The 21129-nt window shown below is 43.9% G+C and carries 20 protein-coding genes and 1 other annotated feature; of the genes, 14 read left to right on the forward strand and 6 right to left on the reverse strand.

Annotated features, from left to right (window positions below):
- Window positions 1-78 precede the first annotated feature (78 nt).
- Window positions 79-1626, forward strand: coding sequence for a peptide chain release factor 3 (locus tag JEQ21_RS03075; protein WP_196967588.1), 1548 nt, complete (start codon window positions 79-81; stop codon window positions 1624-1626).
- Between the two features lie 65 nt (window positions 1627-1691).
- On the opposite strand, the gene JEQ21_RS03080 is transcribed toward JEQ21_RS03075, so the two are convergent.
- Window positions 1692-1964 (reverse strand): type II toxin-antitoxin system YafQ family toxin, encoded by a 273-nt coding sequence (locus JEQ21_RS03080; RefSeq protein ID WP_199363915.1) that lies wholly within the window; start codon window positions 1962-1964, stop codon window positions 1692-1694.
- Window positions 1965-1967: 3 nt separating this feature from the next.
- Window positions 1968-2249, reverse strand: coding sequence for a type II toxin-antitoxin system RelB/DinJ family antitoxin (locus JEQ21_RS03085; RefSeq protein ID WP_199363916.1), 282 nt, complete (start codon window positions 2247-2249; stop codon window positions 1968-1970).
- A gap of 993 nt (window positions 2250-3242) precedes the next feature.
- Between JEQ21_RS03085 and lepA the strand changes: the two genes are divergently transcribed.
- From lepA to JEQ21_RS03110, 5 genes are all read left to right on the forward strand, one after another.
- Window positions 3243-5066: a translation elongation factor 4 gene (lepA, locus tag JEQ21_RS03090; RefSeq protein WP_199363917.1), complete on the forward strand. Its 1824-nt coding sequence runs from the start codon at window positions 3243-3245 to the stop codon at window positions 5064-5066.
- 413 nt (window positions 5067-5479) lie between these two features.
- Window positions 5480-6517: a M42 family metallopeptidase gene (locus JEQ21_RS03095; protein ID WP_199363918.1), complete on the forward strand. Its 1038-nt coding sequence runs from the start codon at window positions 5480-5482 to the stop codon at window positions 6515-6517.
- A gap of 2 nt (window positions 6518-6519) precedes the next feature.
- Entirely contained in the window at window positions 6520-9747 is a 3228-nt protein-coding gene (gene rexB / locus JEQ21_RS03100; protein ID WP_199363919.1) for an ATP-dependent nuclease subunit B, read from the forward strand.
- A gap of 1 nt (window position 9748) precedes the next feature.
- The gene (gene addA, locus JEQ21_RS03105) at window positions 9749-13351 is read left to right on the forward strand and encodes a helicase-exonuclease AddAB subunit AddA (protein ID WP_199363920.1); all 3603 of its coding nucleotides are present in this window, start codon (window positions 9749-9751) and stop codon (window positions 13349-13351) included.
- 55 nt (window positions 13352-13406) lie between these two features.
- Window positions 13407-13886 (forward strand): EbsA family protein, encoded by a 480-nt coding sequence (locus tag JEQ21_RS03110; protein WP_196092240.1) that lies wholly within the window; start codon window positions 13407-13409, stop codon window positions 13884-13886.
- On the opposite strand, the gene JEQ21_RS03115 is transcribed toward JEQ21_RS03110, so the two are convergent.
- The gene (locus tag JEQ21_RS03115) at window positions 13883-14074 is read right to left on the reverse strand and encodes a ferredoxin (RefSeq protein ID WP_196092241.1); all 192 of its coding nucleotides are present in this window, start codon (window positions 14072-14074) and stop codon (window positions 13883-13885) included. The genes JEQ21_RS03110 and JEQ21_RS03115 overlap by 4 nt on opposite strands.
- 54 nt (window positions 14075-14128) lie before the next feature.
- On the opposite strand from JEQ21_RS03115, the gene JEQ21_RS03120 reads away from it, so the two are divergent.
- From JEQ21_RS03120 to JEQ21_RS03145, 6 genes are all read left to right on the forward strand, one after another.
- A complete protein-coding gene (locus JEQ21_RS03120; protein ID WP_210766477.1) occupies window positions 14129-14569 on the forward strand; it encodes an SAG1386/EF1546 family surface-associated protein in 441 nt (146 codons plus the stop codon).
- A gap of 8 nt (window positions 14570-14577) precedes the next feature.
- The gene (gene cmk / locus JEQ21_RS03125; protein ID WP_199363921.1) at window positions 14578-15258 is read left to right on the forward strand and encodes a (d)CMP kinase; all 681 of its coding nucleotides are present in this window, start codon (window positions 14578-14580) and stop codon (window positions 15256-15258) included.
- A 32-nt stretch (window positions 15259-15290) separates the two neighbouring features.
- Window positions 15291-15418, forward strand: a sequence feature (ribosomal protein L20 leader region).
- 15 nt (window positions 15419-15433) lie between these two features.
- Complete coding sequence (gene infC, locus JEQ21_RS03130; RefSeq protein ID WP_135037791.1) at window positions 15434-15964, forward strand: translation initiation factor IF-3; 531 nt, start codon at window positions 15434-15436, stop codon at window positions 15962-15964.
- A gap of 29 nt (window positions 15965-15993) precedes the next feature.
- A complete protein-coding gene (rpmI, locus tag JEQ21_RS03135; protein ID WP_135037788.1) occupies window positions 15994-16194 on the forward strand; it encodes a 50S ribosomal protein L35 in 201 nt (66 codons plus the stop codon).
- A gap of 37 nt (window positions 16195-16231) precedes the next feature.
- Complete coding sequence (gene rplT / locus JEQ21_RS03140) at window positions 16232-16591, forward strand: 50S ribosomal protein L20 (RefSeq protein ID WP_135037785.1); 360 nt, start codon at window positions 16232-16234, stop codon at window positions 16589-16591.
- 306 nt (window positions 16592-16897) lie between these two features.
- Window positions 16898-17536, forward strand: a complete 639-nt coding sequence (locus tag JEQ21_RS03145) for an NAD(P)H-binding protein (protein WP_233340720.1) — start codon at window positions 16898-16900, stop codon at window positions 17534-17536.
- A gap of 215 nt (window positions 17537-17751) precedes the next feature.
- Here JEQ21_RS03145 and JEQ21_RS03150 read toward each other — a convergent pair whose 3' ends face one another.
- Entirely contained in the window at window positions 17752-18057 is a 306-nt protein-coding gene (locus JEQ21_RS03150; protein ID WP_196092057.1) for a bacteriocin immunity protein, read from the reverse strand.
- Window positions 18058-18060: 3 nt separating this feature from the next.
- Window positions 18061-18288, reverse strand: coding sequence for a garvicin Q family class II bacteriocin (locus JEQ21_RS03155; protein ID WP_199363922.1), 228 nt, complete (start codon window positions 18286-18288; stop codon window positions 18061-18063).
- Between the two features lie 253 nt (window positions 18289-18541).
- On the opposite strand from JEQ21_RS03155, the gene JEQ21_RS03160 reads away from it, so the two are divergent.
- Complete coding sequence (locus tag JEQ21_RS03160) at window positions 18542-19942, forward strand: polysaccharide deacetylase family protein (protein ID WP_199363923.1); 1401 nt, start codon at window positions 18542-18544, stop codon at window positions 19940-19942.
- A gap of 136 nt (window positions 19943-20078) precedes the next feature.
- On the opposite strand, the gene JEQ21_RS03165 is transcribed toward JEQ21_RS03160, so the two are convergent.
- Window positions 20079-20423: a DUF975 family protein gene (locus JEQ21_RS03165; RefSeq protein WP_199363924.1), complete on the reverse strand. Its 345-nt coding sequence runs from the start codon at window positions 20421-20423 to the stop codon at window positions 20079-20081.
- Between the two features lie 153 nt (window positions 20424-20576).
- Between JEQ21_RS03165 and JEQ21_RS03170 the strand changes: the two genes are divergently transcribed.
- Window positions 20577-21129: transposase (locus tag JEQ21_RS03170; RefSeq protein WP_199363878.1), on the forward strand; the 553-nt coding region annotated here is incomplete at its 3' end.

The following is a 21129-nucleotide window of genomic DNA, read 5'->3' on the forward strand; positions in this document are numbered from 1 at the left end:
CGGAGGGCTTTTCTATTTTGTCTACTTTTGATGAACATGGTATACTAGTAAGGCAGAAAAAATCGGAAGGAAACAGTGATGTCACGTATTGATGAAATGAAGCGGCGACGGACCTTCGCCATTATCAGTCACCCGGACGCGGGAAAAACAACCATTACCGAGCAATTGCTCTATTTTGGAGGCGAGATTCGGGAGGCTGGTACCGTAAAAGGGAAGAAGACTGGAAATTTTGCCAAGTCTGACTGGATGGATATTGAGAAGCAACGGGGAATCTCCGTTACCTCATCTGTCTTGCAATTTGACTATCTTGGCAAGCGGGTTAATATCCTAGATACCCCGGGACACGAGGACTTCTCTGAAGATACTTATCGGACCTTGATGGCAGTGGACGCAGCTGTTATGGTGGTCGATTCCGCCAAGGGGATTGAAGCTCAAACCAAGAAACTTTTTGAGGTTGTGAAACACCGCAATATTCCCGTTTTCACCTTTATTAACAAGTTAGACCGAGACGGTCGCGAGCCCCTCGATTTGCTGGAGGAGTTGGAGGAAGTTTTGGGAATTGCTTCTTATCCAATGAATTGGCCGATTGGGATGGGAAAGAGTTTTGAAGGGCTCTATGACCTTCACCATAAGCGGATTGAGTTGTATAAAGGGGAACAGCGTTTTATCGAGTTTGAGCAAGCTGAGAGTCACGGGTTGGGGAACAATCCTTTCTACCAACAGGTGCTAGAAGATGTGGAGTTGCTCAGTGAAGCTGGAAATCCTTTTTCTGAGGAAGCTATCTTGGCCGGGGACCTGACCCCAGTCTTTTTCGGATCAGCACTTACGAATTTTGGGGTCCAAACCTTCTTGGAAACTTTCCTTGAATTTGCCCCAGAACCACATGGCCATCAGACAACTGAAGGTGAGTTGATCCAACCGGATGCGCCAGATTTCTCAGGATTTGTCTTCAAAATTCAGGCCAATATGGATCCGCGGCACCGTGATCGAATTGCCTTTGTGCGTATTGTATCAGGGGAGTTCGAACGTGGTATGGCCGTTACCCTACCACGAACTGGAAAAGGGGCGAAACTGTCCAATGTTACCCAGTTTATGGCAGAGTCTCGTGAAACAGTTGAAAATGCTGTGGCAGGGGACATTATCGGGGTTTACGATACTGGTACGTATCAGGTGGGGGATACCTTGACCGTTGGTAAAAACAAGTTTGAATTTGAACCCCTCCCAACCTTTACACCGGAAATCTTCATGAAAGTTTCTGCTAAAAATGTCATGAAGCAGAAGTCCTTCCATAAAGGAATTGAGCAACTAGTACAAGAAGGGGCCATCCAGCTCTACACCAACTATCAAACCGGTGAGTATATGCTAGGGGCAGTCGGCCAACTGCAATTTGAAGTTTTCAAACACCGGATGGAAAATGAATACAATGCGGAAGTTGTCATGTCCCCAATGGGTAAAAAAACCGTCCGTTGGATCAAACCAGAGGACCTGGACGAACGCATGAGCTCCAGCCGTAATATTCTGGCTAAGGACCGCTTCGAACAGCCCGTATTCCTCTTTGAAAACGACTTCGCCCTACGCTGGTTCGCAGATAAGTATCCAGATGTAGAACTCGAAGAGAAGATGTAGGATACAAGAAGCTATAGACACAAAAACACTTCAAGCGCACAAAGCCTTGAAGTGTTTTTTCGAAATCAAAATAAATCGGAATGGCTACCTGTTCGTGTTGCAGTTAAAATGAGGTGTCCTTTATCAATTGCATAGATGAGGAGCCAATCGGGTTCAATATGACATTCTCTAAAACCCTGATAATTTCCCTTTAGAGGATGGTCGAGATATTTTTTATCTAGTTCTATTTCTTGCTGGAGTTTACTTAAAACAGCTTCCAATTTAAGTAAATTACCTCCACGTTTTTGGATTCGTCTAATATCCTTTCGGAATTGGTTAGTGGTTCTGAGCTCTAACATGAGCTATTCCTCATTCAAGTCATTCAGAAAATTTGAAAAATTCGAATAAGATTGACTAGGAAGGTCACCAGCAATAATACGTCGGGCTTCCTCTATTGCTAATTCTGTCGGTTTATTATACCTAGGTTGCCGAATTTGAAATGGAAATCCACCTTGCATAATTGCAGTATTAAGGAAAATATTAATCGCATCTGTAACAGAGATGCCAAAACTTCCAAAGAGTTCTTCAGCCTCTTTTTTCAAAGTAGGTTCAATTCTTAGATTAATATTTGCAGTTTTTGCCATAGAAATCACCTCCTAAGTCAAATTGTACTCCATTTGTGTAACATTTGCAACTAATTTCTGTATGGTTGTTCTTTTTAGAAATAACAAATATAAATAATCAAGAAGAGTAGCTAGAACTCTTGAGATACAAAAGGCTTGTGTATTTTTTAGTGGATTAAAACGTGTTGAACTTACCAGCAATGAAAGCTAGATTGAACGAGTTATAGGTTTCTTTTCTAACAGTCCTTTTTCTGAACTTGAATTTATTTATAGAGTGTCGGAAAAACGTTCGTAAATAATTTTCTCGATTAAGCAGAAATAAAAACCGATAAATCTTAGATAGAGATCCCGAGGAGTATACTAGAAGGGTAGAAAGTTACAAAGCGGGGCGGAAATCTTATTTTGGAGGTAATGCGTATGCAGAAACCACCTAGAAAGAGAGATGCTATGAGTGTTGAAGCAGCCAGTGGGCTTATGCTTCAGTTCGGGATTGACTCCTGGCACTTTTGACATTTATTGTCCGTTGCATTCATCGCATGAACAAAAAATGACAATCAACCGCTAAGAACTTGACAGAGTGACTAGCGGCTAATTGTCGTCTTATATTCGTCCCAGACGCAGTTCAAATTTTGAAACGATGCTCTTTTAAAATTTGAACAAGTGCATAACTTAGTCAAATTCAAGATAGAATTTGACGTTTGTTGATGAGTTGGTATACCAACCATCAACAATAGTTAGTGAAACGGTCTACTTGAGGTTGAGCTGGAACTCAATCTCTCTCATAACAAGTATGGCAGATAGTTCTGGGAAAGGCAAAGAATTATCGGTTCTGTGTTATTTTTTCAGAATGATGTTGAAGTCCCTGCAGGTCCTTTAAACAGTTTTGTTAAGGGACTGTTTTTTTATTAATTTTTTCGATATAACAGAAGCGAAAGCCTTGCCCCTCGTTGAAAAGCGAGGGGGTTCTTGTTATAATGGTAGGAGCTTAGATCTGAAAAGAAAGAGATTGTGTTTATGAATTTTGAGGAATTAAAGGCAAGGCAGGAGAAGATTCGAAATTTCTCTATTATTGCCCATATTGACCATGGGAAGTCGACGTTGGCGGACCGGATTTTGGAGGCAACGGAGACGGTTTCTAGTCGGGAGATGCAGGCGCAGCTTCTAGATAGTATGGATTTGGAGCGTGAGCGGGGGATCACCATCAAGCTTAATGCTATTGAATTGAATTACACAGCTAAAGATGGCGAGACTTACATTTTTCACCTGATTGACACTCCGGGGCATGTGGACTTCACTTATGAAGTTTCCCGTTCTTTGGCGGCTTGTGAGGGAGCTATTTTAGTGGTGGATGCGGCTCAAGGGATTGAGGCGCAAACCTTGGCCAATGTGTACCTGGCTTTAGACAATGATTTGGAAATTTTACCGGTCATTAATAAAATCGATTTGCCGGCTGCTGATCCTGAGCGCGTGCGGACCGAGGTTGAGGATGTTATTGGCTTAGATGCCTCTGAAGCGGTTTTGGCTTCTGCTAAAGCAGGTATTGGTATTGAAGAAATTCTAGAACAGATTGTGGAGAAGGTGCCAGCACCAGCGGGTGATGTGGAAGCTCCGCTAAAAGCCTTAATTTTTGACTCTGTTTATGATGCTTACCGTGGGGTTATTCTTCAAGTTCGGGTTATGGACGGTGTGGTCAAGCCTGGGGATAAGATTCAATTGATGAGTAATGGTAAGACTTTCGATGTGACCGAAGTTGGAATCTTCACGCCAAAAGCGGTGGGGCGAGATTACTTGGCAACAGGGGATGTTGGTTACATTGCTGCGTCTATTAAGACTGTTCAGGATACCCGTGTCGGGGATACTGTGACCTTGGCTTCGAATCCAGCGGATGCGCCTTTGGATGGTTACAAGCAGATGAATCCCATGGTCTTTGCGGGTCTTTACCCAATCGAGTCTAACAAATACAACGATTTGCGTGAAGCACTAGAGAAATTGCAACTGAATGATGCCTCTCTTCAATTTGAACCAGAAACATCACAGGCCTTGGGCTTTGGATTCCGCTGTGGGTTCCTGGGGCTGCTCCATATGGACGTTATTCAAGAGCGTTTGGAGCGGGAGTTTAACATTGATTTGATCATGACAGCGCCATCGGTTATCTATCAGGTTAACCTAACAGATGGCGAAGTGATCGATGTCTCCAATCCAAGTGAGTTCCCAGATCCAACTAAAATCGATTCGATTGAAGAGCCGTATGTGAAGGCGCAAATTATGGTTCCGCAAGAATTTGTTGGGGCTGTGATGGAGTTGGCTCAACGTAAGCGGGGAGATTTTGTGACCATGGATTACATCGATGAGAATCGTGTTAATGTCATTTACCAAATTCCGCTAGCTGAGATTGTTTTTGATTTCTTTGATAAATTGAAATCATCGACGCGTGGTTATGCTAGCTTCGATTATGAAATTTCGGAGTATCGGAAATCTCAATTGGTGAAAATGGATATTCTTCTCAATGGCGATAAGGTTGATGCCCTTAGCTTTATTGTCCACAAGGAATTTGCCTATGAACGTGGAAAAGTCATTGTTGAGAAGCTCAAGAAAATCATTCCTCGCCAGCAGTTTGAAGTTCCAATTCAAGCGGCGATTGGCCATAAAATCGTGGCCCGTACTGATATAAAGGCCCTTCGGAAAAACGTCTTGGCCAAGTGTTATGGCGGTGATGTTTCTCGGAAACGCAAACTCTTAGAAAAACAAAAAGCTGGTAAAAAACGGATGAAAGCCATCGGATCAGTTGAAGTCCCTCAAGAAGCCTTCTTGAGTGTTCTATCCATGGATGACGAATAACCAATGAATCTCAAAACTAGGATACTCGAAAAAATTTAAAAAAATGATAAGGAAGAGCGATGATAGTTCAACAGGTTTGGGAACCTGTTGAATTTTATGGATAAGTCCTGAGCATACGTAATCAATAGGTTCATCAAGGAGGCATGACAAAGTCAGATTTTAAAATTTAATGAGTATGATAATCAATGAAAATCAAAAATTAAACTAGGAAGTGAGCTTGCTGATAATACTTTCGAAGAAAGTTTCAAATAAGTACGGCAAAGTTGACAAAAACTTCGTTTCTTCAACTAGAATCTCAGACAGTCTCCTAGACTGTCTGACCTGACAACGGTTCAATTTGATTTTCAAAGAGTATGAATAACCAAGGAAGAGTGGGGTGGGCATAAGCCCACCCGCTTTTTACAAAGGAGAAAATGATGAAAATTGTAGCCTATCTTAAAAACTTACTCGCTATTCCTTCCCCAACTGGTTTTACCCAGGATGTAGTGACCTATTTGGTGGAGACTTTGGAAAACCTGGGTTTGCAACCTCAAGTCAGCCCCAAAGGGAATGTCTTAGTAACTTTGAAGGGAAAAGAGGAAGGGCCTGCTCGTCTTTTGACAGCCCATGTGGATACCTTAGGGGCGATGGTTCGGGCCGTTAAACCGGATGGTCGTTTGAAGTTGGACCGGGTTGGTGGCTTCCCCTGGAATATGATTGAAGGGGAGAACTGTCTGGTACATTTGGCGGATGGGTCGACGGTTTCAGGCACAATTCTGCTACACCAAACCTCTACCCATGTCTATAAGGATGCAGGGACTCTTGAGCGGAGCCAAGATAATATGGAAGTTCGCTTGGATGCCAAGGTGACCAAGGCAGAAGAGACTCAAGCTTTGGGGATTCAGATTGGCGATTTTGTTTCCTTTGATCCACGGACTCAAGTGACGGAGACAGGTTTTGTCAAGAGTCGTTTTTTGGATGACAAGGCCAGTGTTGCGATTTTGTTAGCGCTCTTGGAACAGATTCAATCTGAAGGAATTCAGCTTCCAGTAACCACCCACTTTATGTTCTCAACCTTTGAAGAGGTCGGTCATGGAGCTAATTCGTCCATCCCAGACCAGGTAGTGGAATATCTAGCTGTGGATATGGGAGCCATGGGTGATGACCAAGCCACGGATGAATACACAGTTTCCATTTGTAGCAAGGATGCAACAGGTCCCTATCATTATGGCTTCCGTCGCCAGCTAGAAGCCCTGGCTCAGGAATTTGATATTCCCTACAGAATTGATATTTATCCCTTCTATGGCAGTGATGCTTCGGCAGCTATGAGGGCTGGTTGGGAAGTGCGCCACGCTTTAATCGGTCCGGGGATCGAGTCGAGCCATTCTTATGAACGCACCCATGTCGATTCGTTGACGGCCACCTTTGATTTGATTTTCCGCTATCTCCAATCTCCTCTAATGGAAGGTTAAACATGAAAGTAATTTACACTTCAATCCGGGCCAATCTGGTTAAGGATTTGGTTCAGGAAGCTTTGGACCTGGAATCCAAAGGTTACCGTGTCTTTTACATTGCTCCCAACTCCCTGTCTTTCGAAAAAGAAAGACAGGTTTTGGCATGTCTGCCCAAAAAGGCTTCTTTTGGCATTACGGTGACCCGTTTCCAACAAATGACCCGCTACTTGCTGCTGGATCAGGAGACGGAAGTCCAGCGCTTGGATGATTTGGGACTGCAATTACTGATTTATCGGGTATTACAGACTTTGCCCTTAGACCAGTATCGAGCTTATGGACGGATTCGGAAGGATCCAGGATTTGTGCAGGAAGTTGCCAAGCTGTATAAAGAATTGCAGGAAGCCCGGATGAGTCTGGAGGATTTGAACTATTTGGACAATCCGGCAAAAGCCCATGATTTGCAGCTGATTTTTCAAGCGTTAGATGAAAGTATGGTTACTGAAGGCTATCTGCCTGCAACGGCCTTGTCCGATTTCATCAGTAAGCTAGAATCTGGCCGTTTGGATTCAAGTTTGGACAAGGTAGCCCTGGTTATTGATGGTTTCACCCGTTTTTCTGCTGAGGAAAAGCACCTATTGGGGCTCTTGCATCGCAAGGGTTGTCCCATTGTCGTTGGGACTTATGCCAGCGGACGTGCACGGAAGCAGCAGTACCTTGAAGGAAATCTCTATCAAGCCAGTGTGGAATTTCTTCAAGATCTAGGGAGGGATTTTCAGGCTCAGATTGTGGAAGGTTCTGCTGGAGTTCAAGATGCCTTTCAAGAACTAACGGATAGGCTAGAAATTTTTTATGAATTTGGTCCTAAACAGGACCTGCCTCCGCTAGAGGTCCCTCTTTTCTTACATAAATGGGGAAATCCACAAGCGGAAGTCGAATGGGTGGCACGGCAGATTCGCCGTCTCCTAGCAGATGGTTACCGTTATAAGGAAATCCGCTTGCTCTTGGGGGATGTGGAGACCTATGCTCCGCAGGTAGCGACTATTTTTGATCGCTATCAAATCCCCTTCTATATCGGTCGCCGGGAAGCCATGTCTGACCATCCTCTCATTCACTTTGTGGAGTCCCTGGAAAGTTTGGTTCGTCGGCATTTTCGTCGAGAGGATTTGACCAATCTGTTGCAGACAGGCCTATATGGAAGTTTAGAGACTGAAGATTTGGACCAGTTGGAATCCTATCTGCGTTTTAGTGACACCAATGGTTTGAAGGTCTTGCAGCGGACCTTTACCTCCAATGACGGAGATCGCTACAATTTGGACAGGCTTAACAACATCCGTGATGCGATTCTAACGCCCCTTCTTCCTTTTGTCAAAGCCAAAAAACAAAAAGGGGCAAGTCTCCTCAAGAAATTTCGAACTCTGTTAGAGGAAATCGCTTTGCCAGCCAATCTGGCCCGGTTAAGTCAGAGCTTGGACTTGCGGGAGCAGGAGCAGCAGGCTGAGGTCTGGAAAGTCTTTACGGACTTGTTTGCACAAATGGATCAGTTGGTGGGAGATACCCCACTGACAGTAGCAGAATTCTTGGAACTATGGCGGGCTGGGATCCAGTTGGCCAGTTATCGGACGGTGCCAGCTACGGTTGATGTGGTTCAGGTTCAGTCTTATGATTTGGTCCAGCCGTTGGTGGCCAAGCAGGTCTTTGCCATCGGCTTAGCGGAGGATTTCTTCCCTAAAGAAGGGGGAGAAATAGGGCTTCTGACCATTGAAGAAAAGGAAAAACTCAATCAACATGTGGATCAAGGGCAAGCGTTGATGATTCCTTGGCGAGAAAATGGGCCTAAGAATCATTTTACCGCCCTGTCTCTCTTAAATGCGGCAGAGGAAGCCCTGTATCTAACTTGTCCAGGTCAGATTGATAATAGTGAAAAGCGGCCCTCTCCTTACCTGCAAGTCCTAGGGAAATTTGGCATTCAGTGGACAGAGTCACACGAGCAAGGTCGAACTCCGGATGATATCGGTTCCTATCAAGGACTCCTGTCCCAAGTAGTGGATCTTTATCAGGAAGGCATTCAGGTGGAGTGGAAGGCGGAGGAAGAATCCTATTGGAAGGCCATGATTCGACACCTGCGTCGTCATTTGGCTCAAGAAGGATTCAGTCTGCCTGGTTTGACCTACCAGGTTCAGAGTCGTCCCTTACAGGAGGAGACCTTGGCTCGACTCTATCCACAAGATCAAGGTCTCAAGTTGTCTGTTTCCAGCTTGACTGACTATTACAAGAATCCTTATTCCTACTACCTCAAACATGTGCTTCGGTTACGAGAAGAAGGCAGTATTCACCCAGATGCACGGATTCATGGCCAGTACATGCACCAAATTTTTGAGGAATATTTTGAGTATTTATCTGATGGAGAACCGGCACAAGCCTTACAAAGAGCGATTGAAACAGTGAATCAAGAAGCCTATGTGCGCTACCGGTATGGTTTGGACGGTGAAAGTCGTTTTTCTCAACGAATTTTGTTGGATATTGTTCGGACATCGGCCAAAACTTTGGAAGCACCTGTCACGGAAACTCTGGAGGAAGAGCTATATTTCCACTACCTCCTATCACCTCAAGACAAGCTCTATGTGAGCGGGGTTATCGATCGCATTGACCAGCTTCAAGGAACCTCGATTAAAGGGGTGGTAGACTACAAGTCAGCGAATCAGAGCTTTTCTTATCAAGATTTTTACAATGGTCTGAACTCTCAGCTGGTGACCTACCTCGATTACCTGTCCAAGGATCAGGTTTTTGGAGCCATGTATTTCCATCTCAACAATCCTTTGATTTCCTTTAAAAAACAAGAAGAATCCGGTCAGTATCTAGCTCAAGCCATGAAAGAATTTACCTACAAGGGCCTCTTCTTGAGCAAGGAGAAAGATCGGTTGACGGATCAATATTTGCTGAAAAGCGGTCGCAAGGACTTTACCTTAGAGGAAGAAGAACTGGCTCTGCTCCTAGCCTATAATCGTCTGCTCTTCCAAAAGGCTGGTCAAGCCATCCGGCAAGGGCAATTTCCTGTCCACCCCATTAGTGAAGATGGTCAATCGGTGCGCGCTTATGTCGACCAGTACAAGGCCATTACTCAGTTTGAAACACCCTATCATTACCAGAACTTACGAATTCTGGACCAGTTAGAAGGGGGCGCCAACAAGGAGGACTGGCTGGCAAAAATTCGTCAAGAATTGGATATGCAAATGCAGGAGGAGGAATAAGATGAAACCTGTACCGTTTTTAAAGACAGAAGAGATTCGCCTCTTGCAAGAAAAAGAGGCACAGCTGCAAACCGACCGCAAACGGACTCCTGAACAGATTTTAGCCATTTATAGCTCTGGCCAAAATATCTTGGTTTCGGCTTCGGCAGGGTCTGGTAAGACCTTTGTGATGGTTGAGAGGATCATGGATCAGCTTAGCCGTGGTATTGGGATTGATCAGCTGTTTGTATCGACCTTTACGGTAAAAGCTGCTGGCGAACTCAAGGAACGGCTTCAAGCCAAGTTAACGGAAAAATTATCGGACCAGAACTTAAGTCCTGTTTTACGGGAGCACTTACTGCGTCAGCGACAACTCTTGCCTCACAGCGATATTGGCACTATGGATGCCTTTAACCAGAAGCTGCTTTCAAGAGAGGGCTACCGCCTGAGTGTCAGTCCTAATTTTCGGATTCTCTCCGACCCTAGTGAACTGCTCCAATTTCAGAAGGAGGTCTTTGCGCAAGTCTTTGAACGCTATAGTTCTGGTTCAGGAGAAGAGGACTTTTACAATCTGGTTACTAATTTCACGGGCCAAGCCAAGGATATCTCCGGTTTCCGTAGGGTAGTTTATGACCTGGCTGAGTTTATGGATGCCTTGCCCCAACCGCTGGAATGGTTAGAACTGGCGGTAAATCCTCAGGAAAGTCAGGATTTACGGCAAATCTCACGGGAGTTATATCCAAGCTTGGCGGCTGACTGTTGGACGGCTGCTGATCAAATCTACGACCTCACACAAGATCCGGATTATAAAATGTTCAAAAAGAATGGCAAGAAAACGGCTGCCTTTCTCAAACATGAACAGATGATGGAAGAATTGCGCGCCTTGGCTCAAGGTCTGGATTCGACACTATCATGGGCAGAACTGGAAGAGGAGCTTAGCCAGATTTTATCTCTCCTTCCCAAAACAGGGGTGATTACTGTGGCTGGGGTGAAATACGATTTTCTCAAGACCATTGTGGACCAAGTTCAAGGGCTGCAATCCCTACCCTTTATCTTGGAACAAGAAGCAAACGTCGTTGAGATACTTGATGCTCTTAAGCGCTTTGTGAGGGATTATTATCAGGCCCTCCACCAGGCTAAATTGGCCGAAAATGCCTTTACCTTTAGTGATGTCAGTCACCTAGTGCTGCAGCTTTTGCGGGAATTTCCAGATTTACGTGAGGAGTTAGTGGCGACCTATCATGAAATTATGATTGACGAGTACCAGGATACCAACTCCCTACAAGAGGAAGTGTTGGAACTCATCTCTAGTGGTCACAACCGTTTTATGGTGGGGGATATTAAACAGTCCATTTACCGTTTTCGCCAGGCTGAACCTGAAATTTTTAACCAGAAGTTTAAGTTGTACCAAGACAATCCTCAGGCTGGACAGTTGATTTTGCTCAAGGAGAACTTCCGGAGCCAAGAGTCTATTTTACAAGCGACCAATGGTCTTTTCAAACACCTGATGGACGAGGAAGTTGGGGAAATTGACTACAATCAGGTTCATTATTTGGTTGCCGGAAGTGCTGGTCAGAAGCAAGCGGATTTGCAAGCTCAAGCCCAGTGTTTGATCTTTGATCAAGAAAGCGAAGGCATTTTAAATGAAGGCCATGTCTTGCTTTCTCAGATTCAGGATCTTCACAATTCCGGTGTTCCTTATAAAGACATGTGTGTCTTGGTTGAAAGTCGAACCCGCAATAAGACCTTGGTGGACCTCTTCCAGCAATGGCAGATTCCCCACCTTGAGGATCAGGGTCAGGGTTCCTACCTCCAAGCCGTTGAGGTGATGGTCATGTTGGATACCTTGCGGACTCTGCACAATCCCTTGCAGGATTATGCCCTCTTGGCTCTCCTTAAATCGCCCATGTTCGGTTTTGATGAGGATCAATTGGCCCGCATAGCCTTGCAAGAGCAGGAAGTTTCTCTTTCCTTTTTTGAAAAAATGAAAAAAGCCCATGCAGGTACAGGGGCTGCGCCAGACTTAATGGAGACGGCCCTTCAGGAGAAAATCAGTCTTTTCTTGGAGTATCTGAATTTCTGGCGGGATTATGCGAAATTGCATAGTCTCTATGACTTGATTTGGAAAATTTACAATCAGCGACACTACTATGATTATGTTGGAGCTTTGCCGGATGGGGCCAAGCGGCAAGCCAATCTTTATTCCTTAGCCTTGCGGGCTCGGCAATTCGAGCAAGGTGGCTATAAGGGCTTAGCTCGCTTTATCGACCGCATTGAAAAAATCCTTGCGGCGGACAAGGACTTGGCGGATGTGGTCACGGAAGTGGACGAGGATGCAGTTCAAATCCTGACAATCCATAAGAGTAAGGGGTTGGAGTTCCCTTATGTCTTTATCTACAATTTAGACAAGGATTTTAATAGCGAGGATTCTAAGGGACGGATGCTCCTGAGTCGGGATTTGGGAATTGGGATTCAGTCTGTCAAGGTGCTGGAGACTCCCAATGATAAGCCCAACCATCTGCAATCCGTTCGTCTGTCTCTTCCTTCTTTGAATTATCAGCGAATTCGACAGGAGAAACGACGGCAGACTCTGTCAGAAGAAATGCGACTTTTATATGTAGCCATGACCCGGGCCGAGAAGCAACTCTTTTTGATTGGAAGAGGGAAGCGGAGTAAGTTGGAAGATGCTTACCCAGGAATCGGTCCAAGTCAGTTTTTAGCAGCCAATGACCGTCTGAGCTATAAGAATTTTCAAGATTGGGTCTTGGCGGTTGCGTCTGCCTTTCCTAGCTTTAAACAGGAAATGGCTGTAACCTTCCTAGGACAGGAGGATCTGAACTTACAAGAGCCACAAGAGACAGTTCCGACTCTACCCGTGGATCCGGATGACCTAACAGCCAACCGCCAGTCAGAGGATTTGACCCGTGCTTTGGAGATTATTGAGAATGTAGATCGTCTGAATAGTCTCTACCAGGCAGCTATCCAGTTACCAACCGTGCGAACTCCTAGTCAGGTTAAGGATCTTTATCAACCAGTCTTTGATCAAGAAGGTGTGGCTTATATGGAGCCGGCACAGGCTATGCCTCTGGACTTTCCTTTGCCAGAACTTGGTCGGAAGAAGTCAGCCATTAAAGCGAGTCAGATTGGGTCGAGCCTCCATGCCTTTATGCAAGGTTTAGATTTATCCCAAGGAAGAGTGGATCAAGAGGTTCTGGAGGAGCGTCTGGCTCAGATGAAATTGGAGCCAGCTTTGGCTAAGGCTTTGCCCTTGAATAAGGTTATGGACTTTTTCCAAACAGAACTGGGGCAACTCTTTTTAGCCAACCCTTCTCGACTCCACAGGGAAGCCCCTTTTGCCATGTTGCAGAAAGATCCAGCTAGTGGTGAGGAATTTGTAGTTCGGGGGATTTTAGATGGGTATCTCTTGTTTGAAGATGAAATTATTTTATTTGACTACAAAACAGACCGTTATCGGAATCCAGCTCGACTTGTCGATCGTTACCGTGGTCAGATGGCCTTGTATGCCCAAGCTCTGAAACAAGCTCATGGAATCAACAAGATTCAATCGTATCTGATTCTTTTGGGAGGAAAGGAGATTCAAGTGATTCCTATCGGGAATTCCTAGCAAGGTCTCCCCATTTTCTAGCATTTATGCTAAACTAGTAAGGAGGAGGTGGACCATGATAAAAATTTTTGGTCAAGTACGCTACCATTGGCAGCCCCAACTATCCATCCTGATTATCTATTGGTCACTCTCTTTAGTTCCTATTTTTTTGGGTTTGGCTTTGATGTATGAAAGTTCACGGATTCCAATGGTGGTTTTGTCGTCCTTTGTACTGTTTATGATTTTAATGGGCATTGGATTTCACCGGTATTTTACCATCTATGACTCAGGAACGTTACGGATTATCTCCGCTAACCCCTTCCATCCTTCTAGATTAGCTATTGACCAGATACAAAAAATAGAGGTGACCAAAACCTCTATTACCCTTTATTTATTTGGCCAAGAAAAAGGCTTGACCTATTATATGCGAAAATGGCCCAAGAAGTATTTTGTTAATGCCTTGGCGTTGAACCCTCATTTCAGGGGGGAGGTCGTTCTAACAGACCATCTCATCCACTTGGATTATTATGAGGTCTATTACCAGGACAAGGGTTAGTGTTCGATGGCCTTTGTTGGGCATTCTTTAATAGCCTGGATTAGGCCTGGGTCAGAGTCTAGATCTAGACTAAGTTCGTCTGTTTGGTAGAATTTAACGATACCATTGTCATGGTAGTCAAAAACATCGGAGTAAGTTTGGCAAAGGCCGCATGCGATGCAGCGTTCAGGTATAAGTGTAACTTTCATAGTTCTATTGTATAGAGAATAGGGCTAAAAAACAAGAAGAAGAGGTAGATTGTTTTGAGTAGAAAACGTAAAAGTGAAATTTCAGATGATAAACTCAATTCGTGGTTGGTGTGGGCAGTGTCTGCAACAGCAATTGTAGTCATTATTATTTCTGGAGTTTTGATTTTCCTATCCGTTGGCGGTAGCAATCAACAAGAAGCTGTACAAGGCTTCTATAGTTCTGAGGTATCTGCTGGCAACGCAGCTTCTTCAACAGAGACTACTGCTGAGTCAACGGATGAGGAAGCGGCTAGTGAAGATGAAGAGACTACAACTAGTTCCAGCCGTCGGAATACCACTGGAGGAGCGACCATTACTGTTCAAGCGGGTGAGGGAGAAGCAGCCATTGCGGCGCGTGCAGGAATTTCCATTGCGGAACTGGAAGCTTTGAACCCAGGAAATATGAGTACCGGATCTTGGTATGCTAATCCTGGTGATGAAGTACGAATTGAGTAGGAGTCATCATGCAAGCATTACAAATTGCCATTGACGGCCCAGCATCTAGTGGAAAAAGCACCGTTGCCAAACTTCTAGCCAAAAAACATGGCTATACGTATTTGGATACAGGAGCTATGTATCGGGCAGCAACCTATCTGGCCCTTCAGGAAGGACTGGATTTGGAAGATGCTGCTGGAATTGTAGCCGCCTTGGATGCTGCCCCAATCTCATTCGGACGCAATACGGGCGGCGAACAATGGGTCTATGTTGGAGATGTTGAGATCACAGATGCTATTCGCCAACCCGATGTTACTCAGGCTGTATCGACAGTCGCTGCCTTGCCGGAGGTTCGGGAAAAATTAGTCCAACAACAACAAGCTCTGGCCCAAGCGGGAGAGATTGTGATGGACGGTCGGGATATCGGAACCACCGTTTTACCGAATGCCCAAATCAAGATTTTCTTAGTCGCTTCTGTGGAGGAACGAGCAGAGCGCCGCTACAAAGAGAATTTGACCCGAGGCATCGAAACCGATCTGGAGGTCTTAAAGGCAGAGATTGCTGAAAGAGACTATAAAGACAGTCACCGGGAAGTTTCCCCCTTGAAACCGGCAGCAGATGCTATCCATTTTGATACCACAGGAGTATCCATTGATGGGGTTGTCGCTTTTGTTGAATCTAAAATTGAAAAAATAAAAAATAATACTTGACAGAGAGTTCTGATGTGGTACAATGGTTTACATGAGAAAAGCAGAAGTGAGAGCTTCTCGCCTTGCGACTAACGTTGTCTGGCTCTACGATTCAAGTCCTGTCAAGGATTCTATTCGTGTGAGTGGGTGTGCGTTAGCAGACCCACTCTTGTTTTTCTCGAAATAAAAAAAAGAGGTGAACACCATAGCAAAACAAGACTTATTCATCAATGATGAAATTCGTGTGCGTGAAGTTCGCTTGATTGGTCTTGAAGGGGAGCAGCTTGGAATCAAACCATTGAGTGAAGCTCAAGCCATCGCGGATGATGCCAATGTTGATTTGGTTCTTATCCAACCCCAAGCAAAACCACCGGTTGCTAAAATTATGGACTACGGTAAGTTCAAATTTGAGTACCAGAAAAAGCAAAAGGAACAACGGAAGAAACAAAGCGTTGTGACCGTCAAAGAAGTTCGTCTAAGTCCAACCATCGACAAAGGTGACTTCGAGACAAAACTTCGGAATGCACGCAAATTCCTTGAAAAGGGAAATAAAGTCAAAGTGTCCATTCGATTCAAAGGTCGGATGATCACCCACAAAGAAATTGGAGCTAAGGTTCTCGCTGATTTTGCTCAGGCAACACAAGATGTTTCCATTATCGAGCAAAGAGCGAAAATGGATGGACGTCAAATGTTCATGCAATTGGCACCAATTCCAGACAAAAAATAAAGTCTGATCATTAGAAAAGAGGAGAAATCATGCCAAAACAAAAAACACACCGCGCATCTGCTAAACGTTTCAAACGTACTGGTTCAGGCGGACTTAAACGCTTCCGTGCTTACACTTCACACCGTTTCCACGGAAAAACTAAAAAACAACGTCGTCACCTTCGCAAAGCTTCTATGGTTTCTGCAGGAGACTTCAAACGTATTAAATCAATGCTTACAGGTCTTAAATAAGACACACTCGTATAACTAGAATCTGGAGGAAAACTAAATGGCACGTGTTAAAGGTGGCGTTGTATCACGCAAACGTCGTAAACGTATTCTAAAACTCGCTAAGGGTTACTATGGAGCTAAACATATCTTGTTCCGCACAGCGAAAGAACAAGTGATGAACTCTTACTACTATGCATACCGTGACCGTCGTCAAAAGAAACGTGACTTCCGTAAACTATGGATTACACGTATCAATGCGGCAGCTCGTATGAACGGACTTTCATACTCACAAATGATGCATGGTTTGAAATTGGCTGAAATCGAAGTAAACCGTAAAATGCTTGCGGACCTTGCTGTGAACGATGCAGCAGCCTTCACAGCCTTGGCAGACGCTGCTAAAGCGAAACTAGGTAAATAAAAAGGTCCAGTGGACCTTTTTATCCCGAGCTTAAAAATTAGAGAGCGAGGAGGTCCAGTGGACCTTTTTATCCCGAGCTTAAAAATTAGAGAGCGAGGAGGTCCAGTGGACCTTTTTATCCCGAGCTTAAAAATTAGAGAGCGAGGAAGGTCCAGTGGAATAAGTCCTGCAAGAGTTGTGGGATTTAGCAATAGGATTAAGCGAACCTAGTTCGCTACAATTATTCGTCACTCAAAAATAAAAAATGACGTTAGAAGAAACCCTTTGGATTTATCCAAGGGTTTCTCTTGCAATCTTGGAGGAATCATGAAATTTGCAATGATCGGTGCTTCTAGTCGCATTGGCTTGGAAGCGATTGACTTAATTCTAAGTGAAACAGATTGGGATTTGAATCTTTTTCTACGGAATCAGGAAAAATTATCCCATGTGACGTTACCGAGTGACCGTGTGCATATCTTTGAAGGTAGTGCCGACAGTGTTGAGGATTTAGTACCGGCTCTGGAAGGAGTGGAATTTGTTTTCGCTAGCCTTGCAGGAGATATGGAAGCACATGCAAATGCCTTGGTTACTGCGATGAAAGAAGCAGGTGTGGCGCGCATGAGCTTTGTCACAACGCTTGGGATTCTTGATGAAGTGCCTGGTGATTTTGGGGCTTGGAACAATCAGGCAATTGGTGCTTATTTGCCACCTTATCAGGCTGCGGCAGAGATTATTGAGGCTTCAGACTTGGATTACACCATTTTCAGACCTGCTTGGTTGACCAACCAAGCGGAAGTGGACTACGAGGTAACCTTGCGGGATGAGCCCTTTAAAGGGACTGAGATTTCTCGCCGCAGTGTAGCTGCAGCTGCGCTTGATTTGGCAAAAAATCCTGAGAAATACAGCCGTCAAAATATTGGTCTAAACAAACCAGGAACTAATGGTCCTAAACCTGCCTTTATGTAATACTCATTGAAAATCAAATTTAACTGTTGTCAAGTCAGACAGTAGACTGTCTGCGGCTCACTTCCTAGTTTAAGATTGATTTTCATTGACTATAAGTTACGGGTGGCTATCCAACCATAAATCATGAAAACATCCCGTCAGTTCAACTGATAGGATGTTTTTTATGCATAGGACTGGTCTTTAACCATAGTTAAAAATACAGTAGGAAGACAGCCTCACTTTAACCACAATCCGCTAGCCGCAATTAAGCCTCTTCCCAGATTTTCTTCGAAAAAACCAACGCTGGAAATCTCTTTGTAGAGCGCTGCGACTGGTGGACTAAGAGTTTTTTGGTGCTGAATGTTTTCAACAGATAATTGCCGAAGAGATTCTGCTAATTCCATCAGAAATCGTTTTTCATCATTTTTTTCAGAAAATAGATTTTTAAAGTGCAGTAAAATGTTTCGTTCAGATTCAGTTATCTTCGGATCAAGGATGAGATTGTAGATTTGGTTGTGGATGTTTTCAAAGTTTATTTTCATTCTCTACCCTCTATATCCTGGAAGGTAATAGCCTTGTCCGAGTGATTTTGCCCAACCAGTTGTGATTGTATTGGTGGTTGCCTCAAAAATCCCTTTCGTGACTATATAATCCCATTTACCATTTGGATAGCGACAGGAATAACCATTTGCTCCTTCCATTATAAATTTACAAGTCCCAGAGTTTCCTCCAGATATATTTGTAAGCGTACGTGAATTGAGTTTTGTTAGCATAGATATAACCTCCATTAGATATAGTGAATCGAAAAGTGTCGATAGTAAGAGTGAGAGGATTGATTTAAATGTCAGAACAAAAGTGTAATTTTTTCTCTCTTAACTCTTCATTCGTAATCTTAAAGCTTTTCTAGAAAATCTTCAAGAAAAAACCAATTTTCAATTTCTTTATGTGATGCAGTAGAATCATTTGAATATTCCCTCTATCTATCGTACAATAGAGGTTGTGAAACTAGGAGAGAGGGTTCGGTTTGTGAAGAAGATTAGTCCGAAAAATTGGTTGTTGTTTGTGATATTTTTGGGAATGCTAGTGGCGGCTTTATTGCTGTTGCCGATGGTTCCCGAACAGTTTGATCGCTGGCAGGCCAGTTCCAAGATTGAGCAACTCAAGCAGGAGAATGCGGCCCTGGCCAAGGAATCCAAGAGTGCCAAGCAATACGGTCGGATTGGTCAAGCCGAGGTGGTGGCTTACTATCCTAGTAATTTGGAAGCCAGTACCAACCAGCAAATTCAGGACCTGATCTTAGCTGATACGCAGACCTTGAATCCTGAAGGGGAAGACAAGGATTTGAATGCCTTAATTTTTTATTTAGTGGATAAAGAAGAAGGGGCTTTTGCCAATACCCAGCAGGTTAAGCTGGTGAAAAAGGAGTATCCTGTTTCCCCAACCTATGTAGGAACTGAGAAAGAGACAACTCTCGCTTCTTACTACTATACAGATGAAGGGGAACAGCTTCGCTTGGATCAGCTCTTTCAGGATCCGGAAGCAGCCCACTCCAAAATGCTGGATATGATGAAGGCCAACCTTTTATCTCAGAATTTAAATGCCAATCGTGTGGCAGAAGTGATCGAGAGTTTGCAATACACAGACTTAGCAGATTGGGATTTCTACTATGATAAAAAGAGCTTCTGGATTCAACTCCCTCAAGCAGTCGGAGAGGTCAAGCAAGTCGCGGTGCCTTTAACCATTTTGTTTGATGTCATCAATCCAGACTTGCTCAAAGGAGCGGATGCAGAGTCCTACCAGGCTTACATGGCTCCTTCGACCAAGAAGGTCATCGCTCTCACTTTTGATGATGGTCCAGATACCCAGCTAACACCGAAGCTGCTAGATATTTTAGACAAGGAAAAAGTTCCTGCAACCTTCTTTGTTTTAGGACGGAATGTGGCAGGCAATGAAACGATTCTGCGCCGCATGAATAAACAAGGGTCAGAAGTGGCCAACCATACCTTCAACCATCCGAATCTACAGCTCATGACAACTGATGGAGCCTTGGCTGAGATTCGCGAGACGCAAAGTGAAATCAAGAGGGCGACTGGTATTGATTCTAAACTCTTCCGTCCGCCGTTCGGAAATTATACAGCTCAGACTCAACTGTATGCAGGTTTACCAACGATTTTGTGGTCGGTCGATACCTTAGATTGGCAGAATCACAATCCAGAAATAATTCTAGACCAAGTGAAGACCTATGCACGACCTGGTGGTATTGTCCTTATGCACGATATCCACAAAGAGACGATTGATGCTGTACCGGCAGTTATTGACTACCTCAAGGAAGAAGGCTACGAGTTTGTGACCGTGACAGAATTACTCAAAACCAAGGGAATTGATCCACAAGGAATTTACTATGACCGTGATGGTCTGATTGAATAACATACTCCGTTAGGTTATCTTTTATTACTGTGTTAGCTCGTCTTGCCATACTTGAGGATTGTCTACAACTCGCTGCCTTGTACAAAATGCAAACTAGAAGACTAACAAAAAGCAAGGATTGATTCCTTGCTTTTTGTTATAGCCCTAAAACTTCAGGGTTAGCCGCAGCCAATTCACGGTAAAAGGCTGCACGGGTTGTGTAAATATAAGGGGATAGCCAGAGGCTACCGATTCCAAAAGTTAGGATGGAAAGGAGAACCCAGCCAATAAAACTAAGGTCTAATAGAAAGAGGTCTAGTTTATGGCCATCCATCAGAATCCGTGATTTGGTGATGGCTTCAGTTGGTTCGATGTCTTTACCTTGGGCGACCAAATCTTCAATAATATAGTTGGTCATGGAATAGGAATAGGACTTAATCAAACCTGGTAGGATTAATAAGAGGGTCCAACAGAATAAGAAAATAGACCCCAAATTATTCATACCTAACTTAAAAACCTTCCAGAAACCGTATTGATCACAGGGTTTCTGGAAGGTTCTGCTTTTCACCCATTGGGTGAAACATTCAACTAGACAAAAAAGGATTTCCCCTTTATGATATAAGTGCATAGAACAACAAAAAGAAAGGAAATCCACATGTTCAGTCTATCAAATAATAATGCTAAAAACAAGAATTTTTCTTTTGAGGGAGGAAATCTTACGAATTATGGCGGACTGATTCTCTTTAAAGAATTGTTTGAGGTCTTGAAGCTGGCTGAGTTAATTTCCAAATATTTAGTCACTAATGATCAACGCCATTCCCCTCTTTACTCAGACACAATGATTGTTATCCAACTCATTTTTCAAATTCTAGCGGGTCATGATACAGACTATGCCTGTCAAGAATTGAAAGATGATGCTTATTTCCATCAGCTACTAGAGTCGAAACAAGTAGCCTCTCAATCAACCCTGTCGCGTTTCTTTTCACGTGCAACAGAAGAAACTGTTGAGGCTTTAAGACAGCTTAATTTTGAACTAATCCAACTCTTTTTACAATTTCATCAGTTGGATAATCTTATCATAGATGTCGATTCAACTCATTTTACAACTTATGGGAAGCAAGAAGGTTCGGATTACAATGCCCATTACCGTGCTACAGGCTACCATCCTCTCTATGCTTTTGAAAGTCAAACGGGCTATTGTTTCAATG

Source organism: Streptococcus sp. 121 (genome assembly GCF_016458205.1).
GTDB lineage: Bacteria > Bacillota > Bacilli > Lactobacillales > Streptococcaceae > Streptococcus.

Excerpts from the sequence above, each read along its gene's own strand:
- lepA (WP_199363917.1), top strand. The coding sequence starts at position 3,243 with ATGAATTTTGAGGAATTAAAGGCAAGGCAGGAGAAGATTCGAAATTTC.
- JEQ21_RS03165 (WP_199363924.1), bottom strand. The coding sequence starts at position 20,423 with ATGAATAATTTGGGGTCTATTTTCTTATTCTGTTGGACCCTCTTATTA.
- JEQ21_RS03075 (WP_196967588.1), top strand. The coding sequence starts at position 79 with ATGTCACGTATTGATGAAATGAAGCGGCGACGGACCTTCGCCATTATC.
- cmk (WP_199363921.1), top strand. The coding sequence starts at position 14,578 with ATGCAAGCATTACAAATTGCCATTGACGGCCCAGCATCTAGTGGAAAA.
- JEQ21_RS03095 (WP_199363918.1), top strand. The coding sequence starts at position 5,480 with ATGATGAAAATTGTAGCCTATCTTAAAAACTTACTCGCTATTCCTTCC.
- JEQ21_RS03145 (WP_233340720.1), top strand. The coding sequence starts at position 16,898 with ATGAAATTTGCAATGATCGGTGCTTCTAGTCGCATTGGCTTGGAAGCG.
- JEQ21_RS03110 (WP_196092240.1), top strand. The coding sequence starts at position 13,407 with ATGATAAAAATTTTTGGTCAAGTACGCTACCATTGGCAGCCCCAACTA.
- JEQ21_RS03150 (WP_196092057.1), bottom strand. The coding sequence starts at position 18,057 with ATGAAAATAAACTTTGAAAACATCCACAACCAAATCTACAATCTCATC.
- rexB (WP_199363919.1), top strand. The coding sequence starts at position 6,520 with ATGAAAGTAATTTACACTTCAATCCGGGCCAATCTGGTTAAGGATTTG.
- JEQ21_RS03080 (WP_199363915.1), bottom strand. The coding sequence starts at position 1,964 with ATGTTAGAGCTCAGAACCACTAACCAATTCCGAAAGGATATTAGACGA.
- JEQ21_RS03085 (WP_199363916.1), bottom strand. The coding sequence starts at position 2,249 with ATGGCAAAAACTGCAAATATTAATCTAAGAATTGAACCTACTTTGAAA.
- JEQ21_RS03115 (WP_196092241.1), bottom strand. The coding sequence starts at position 14,074 with ATGAAAGTTACACTTATACCTGAACGCTGCATCGCATGCGGCCTTTGC.
- addA (WP_199363920.1), top strand. The coding sequence starts at position 9,749 with ATGAAACCTGTACCGTTTTTAAAGACAGAAGAGATTCGCCTCTTGCAA.
- rpmI (WP_135037788.1), top strand. The coding sequence starts at position 15,994 with ATGCCAAAACAAAAAACACACCGCGCATCTGCTAAACGTTTCAAACGT.
- rplT (WP_135037785.1), top strand. The coding sequence starts at position 16,232 with ATGGCACGTGTTAAAGGTGGCGTTGTATCACGCAAACGTCGTAAACGT.
- JEQ21_RS03155 (WP_199363922.1), bottom strand. The coding sequence starts at position 18,288 with ATGCTAACAAAACTCAATTCACGTACGCTTACAAATATATCTGGAGGA.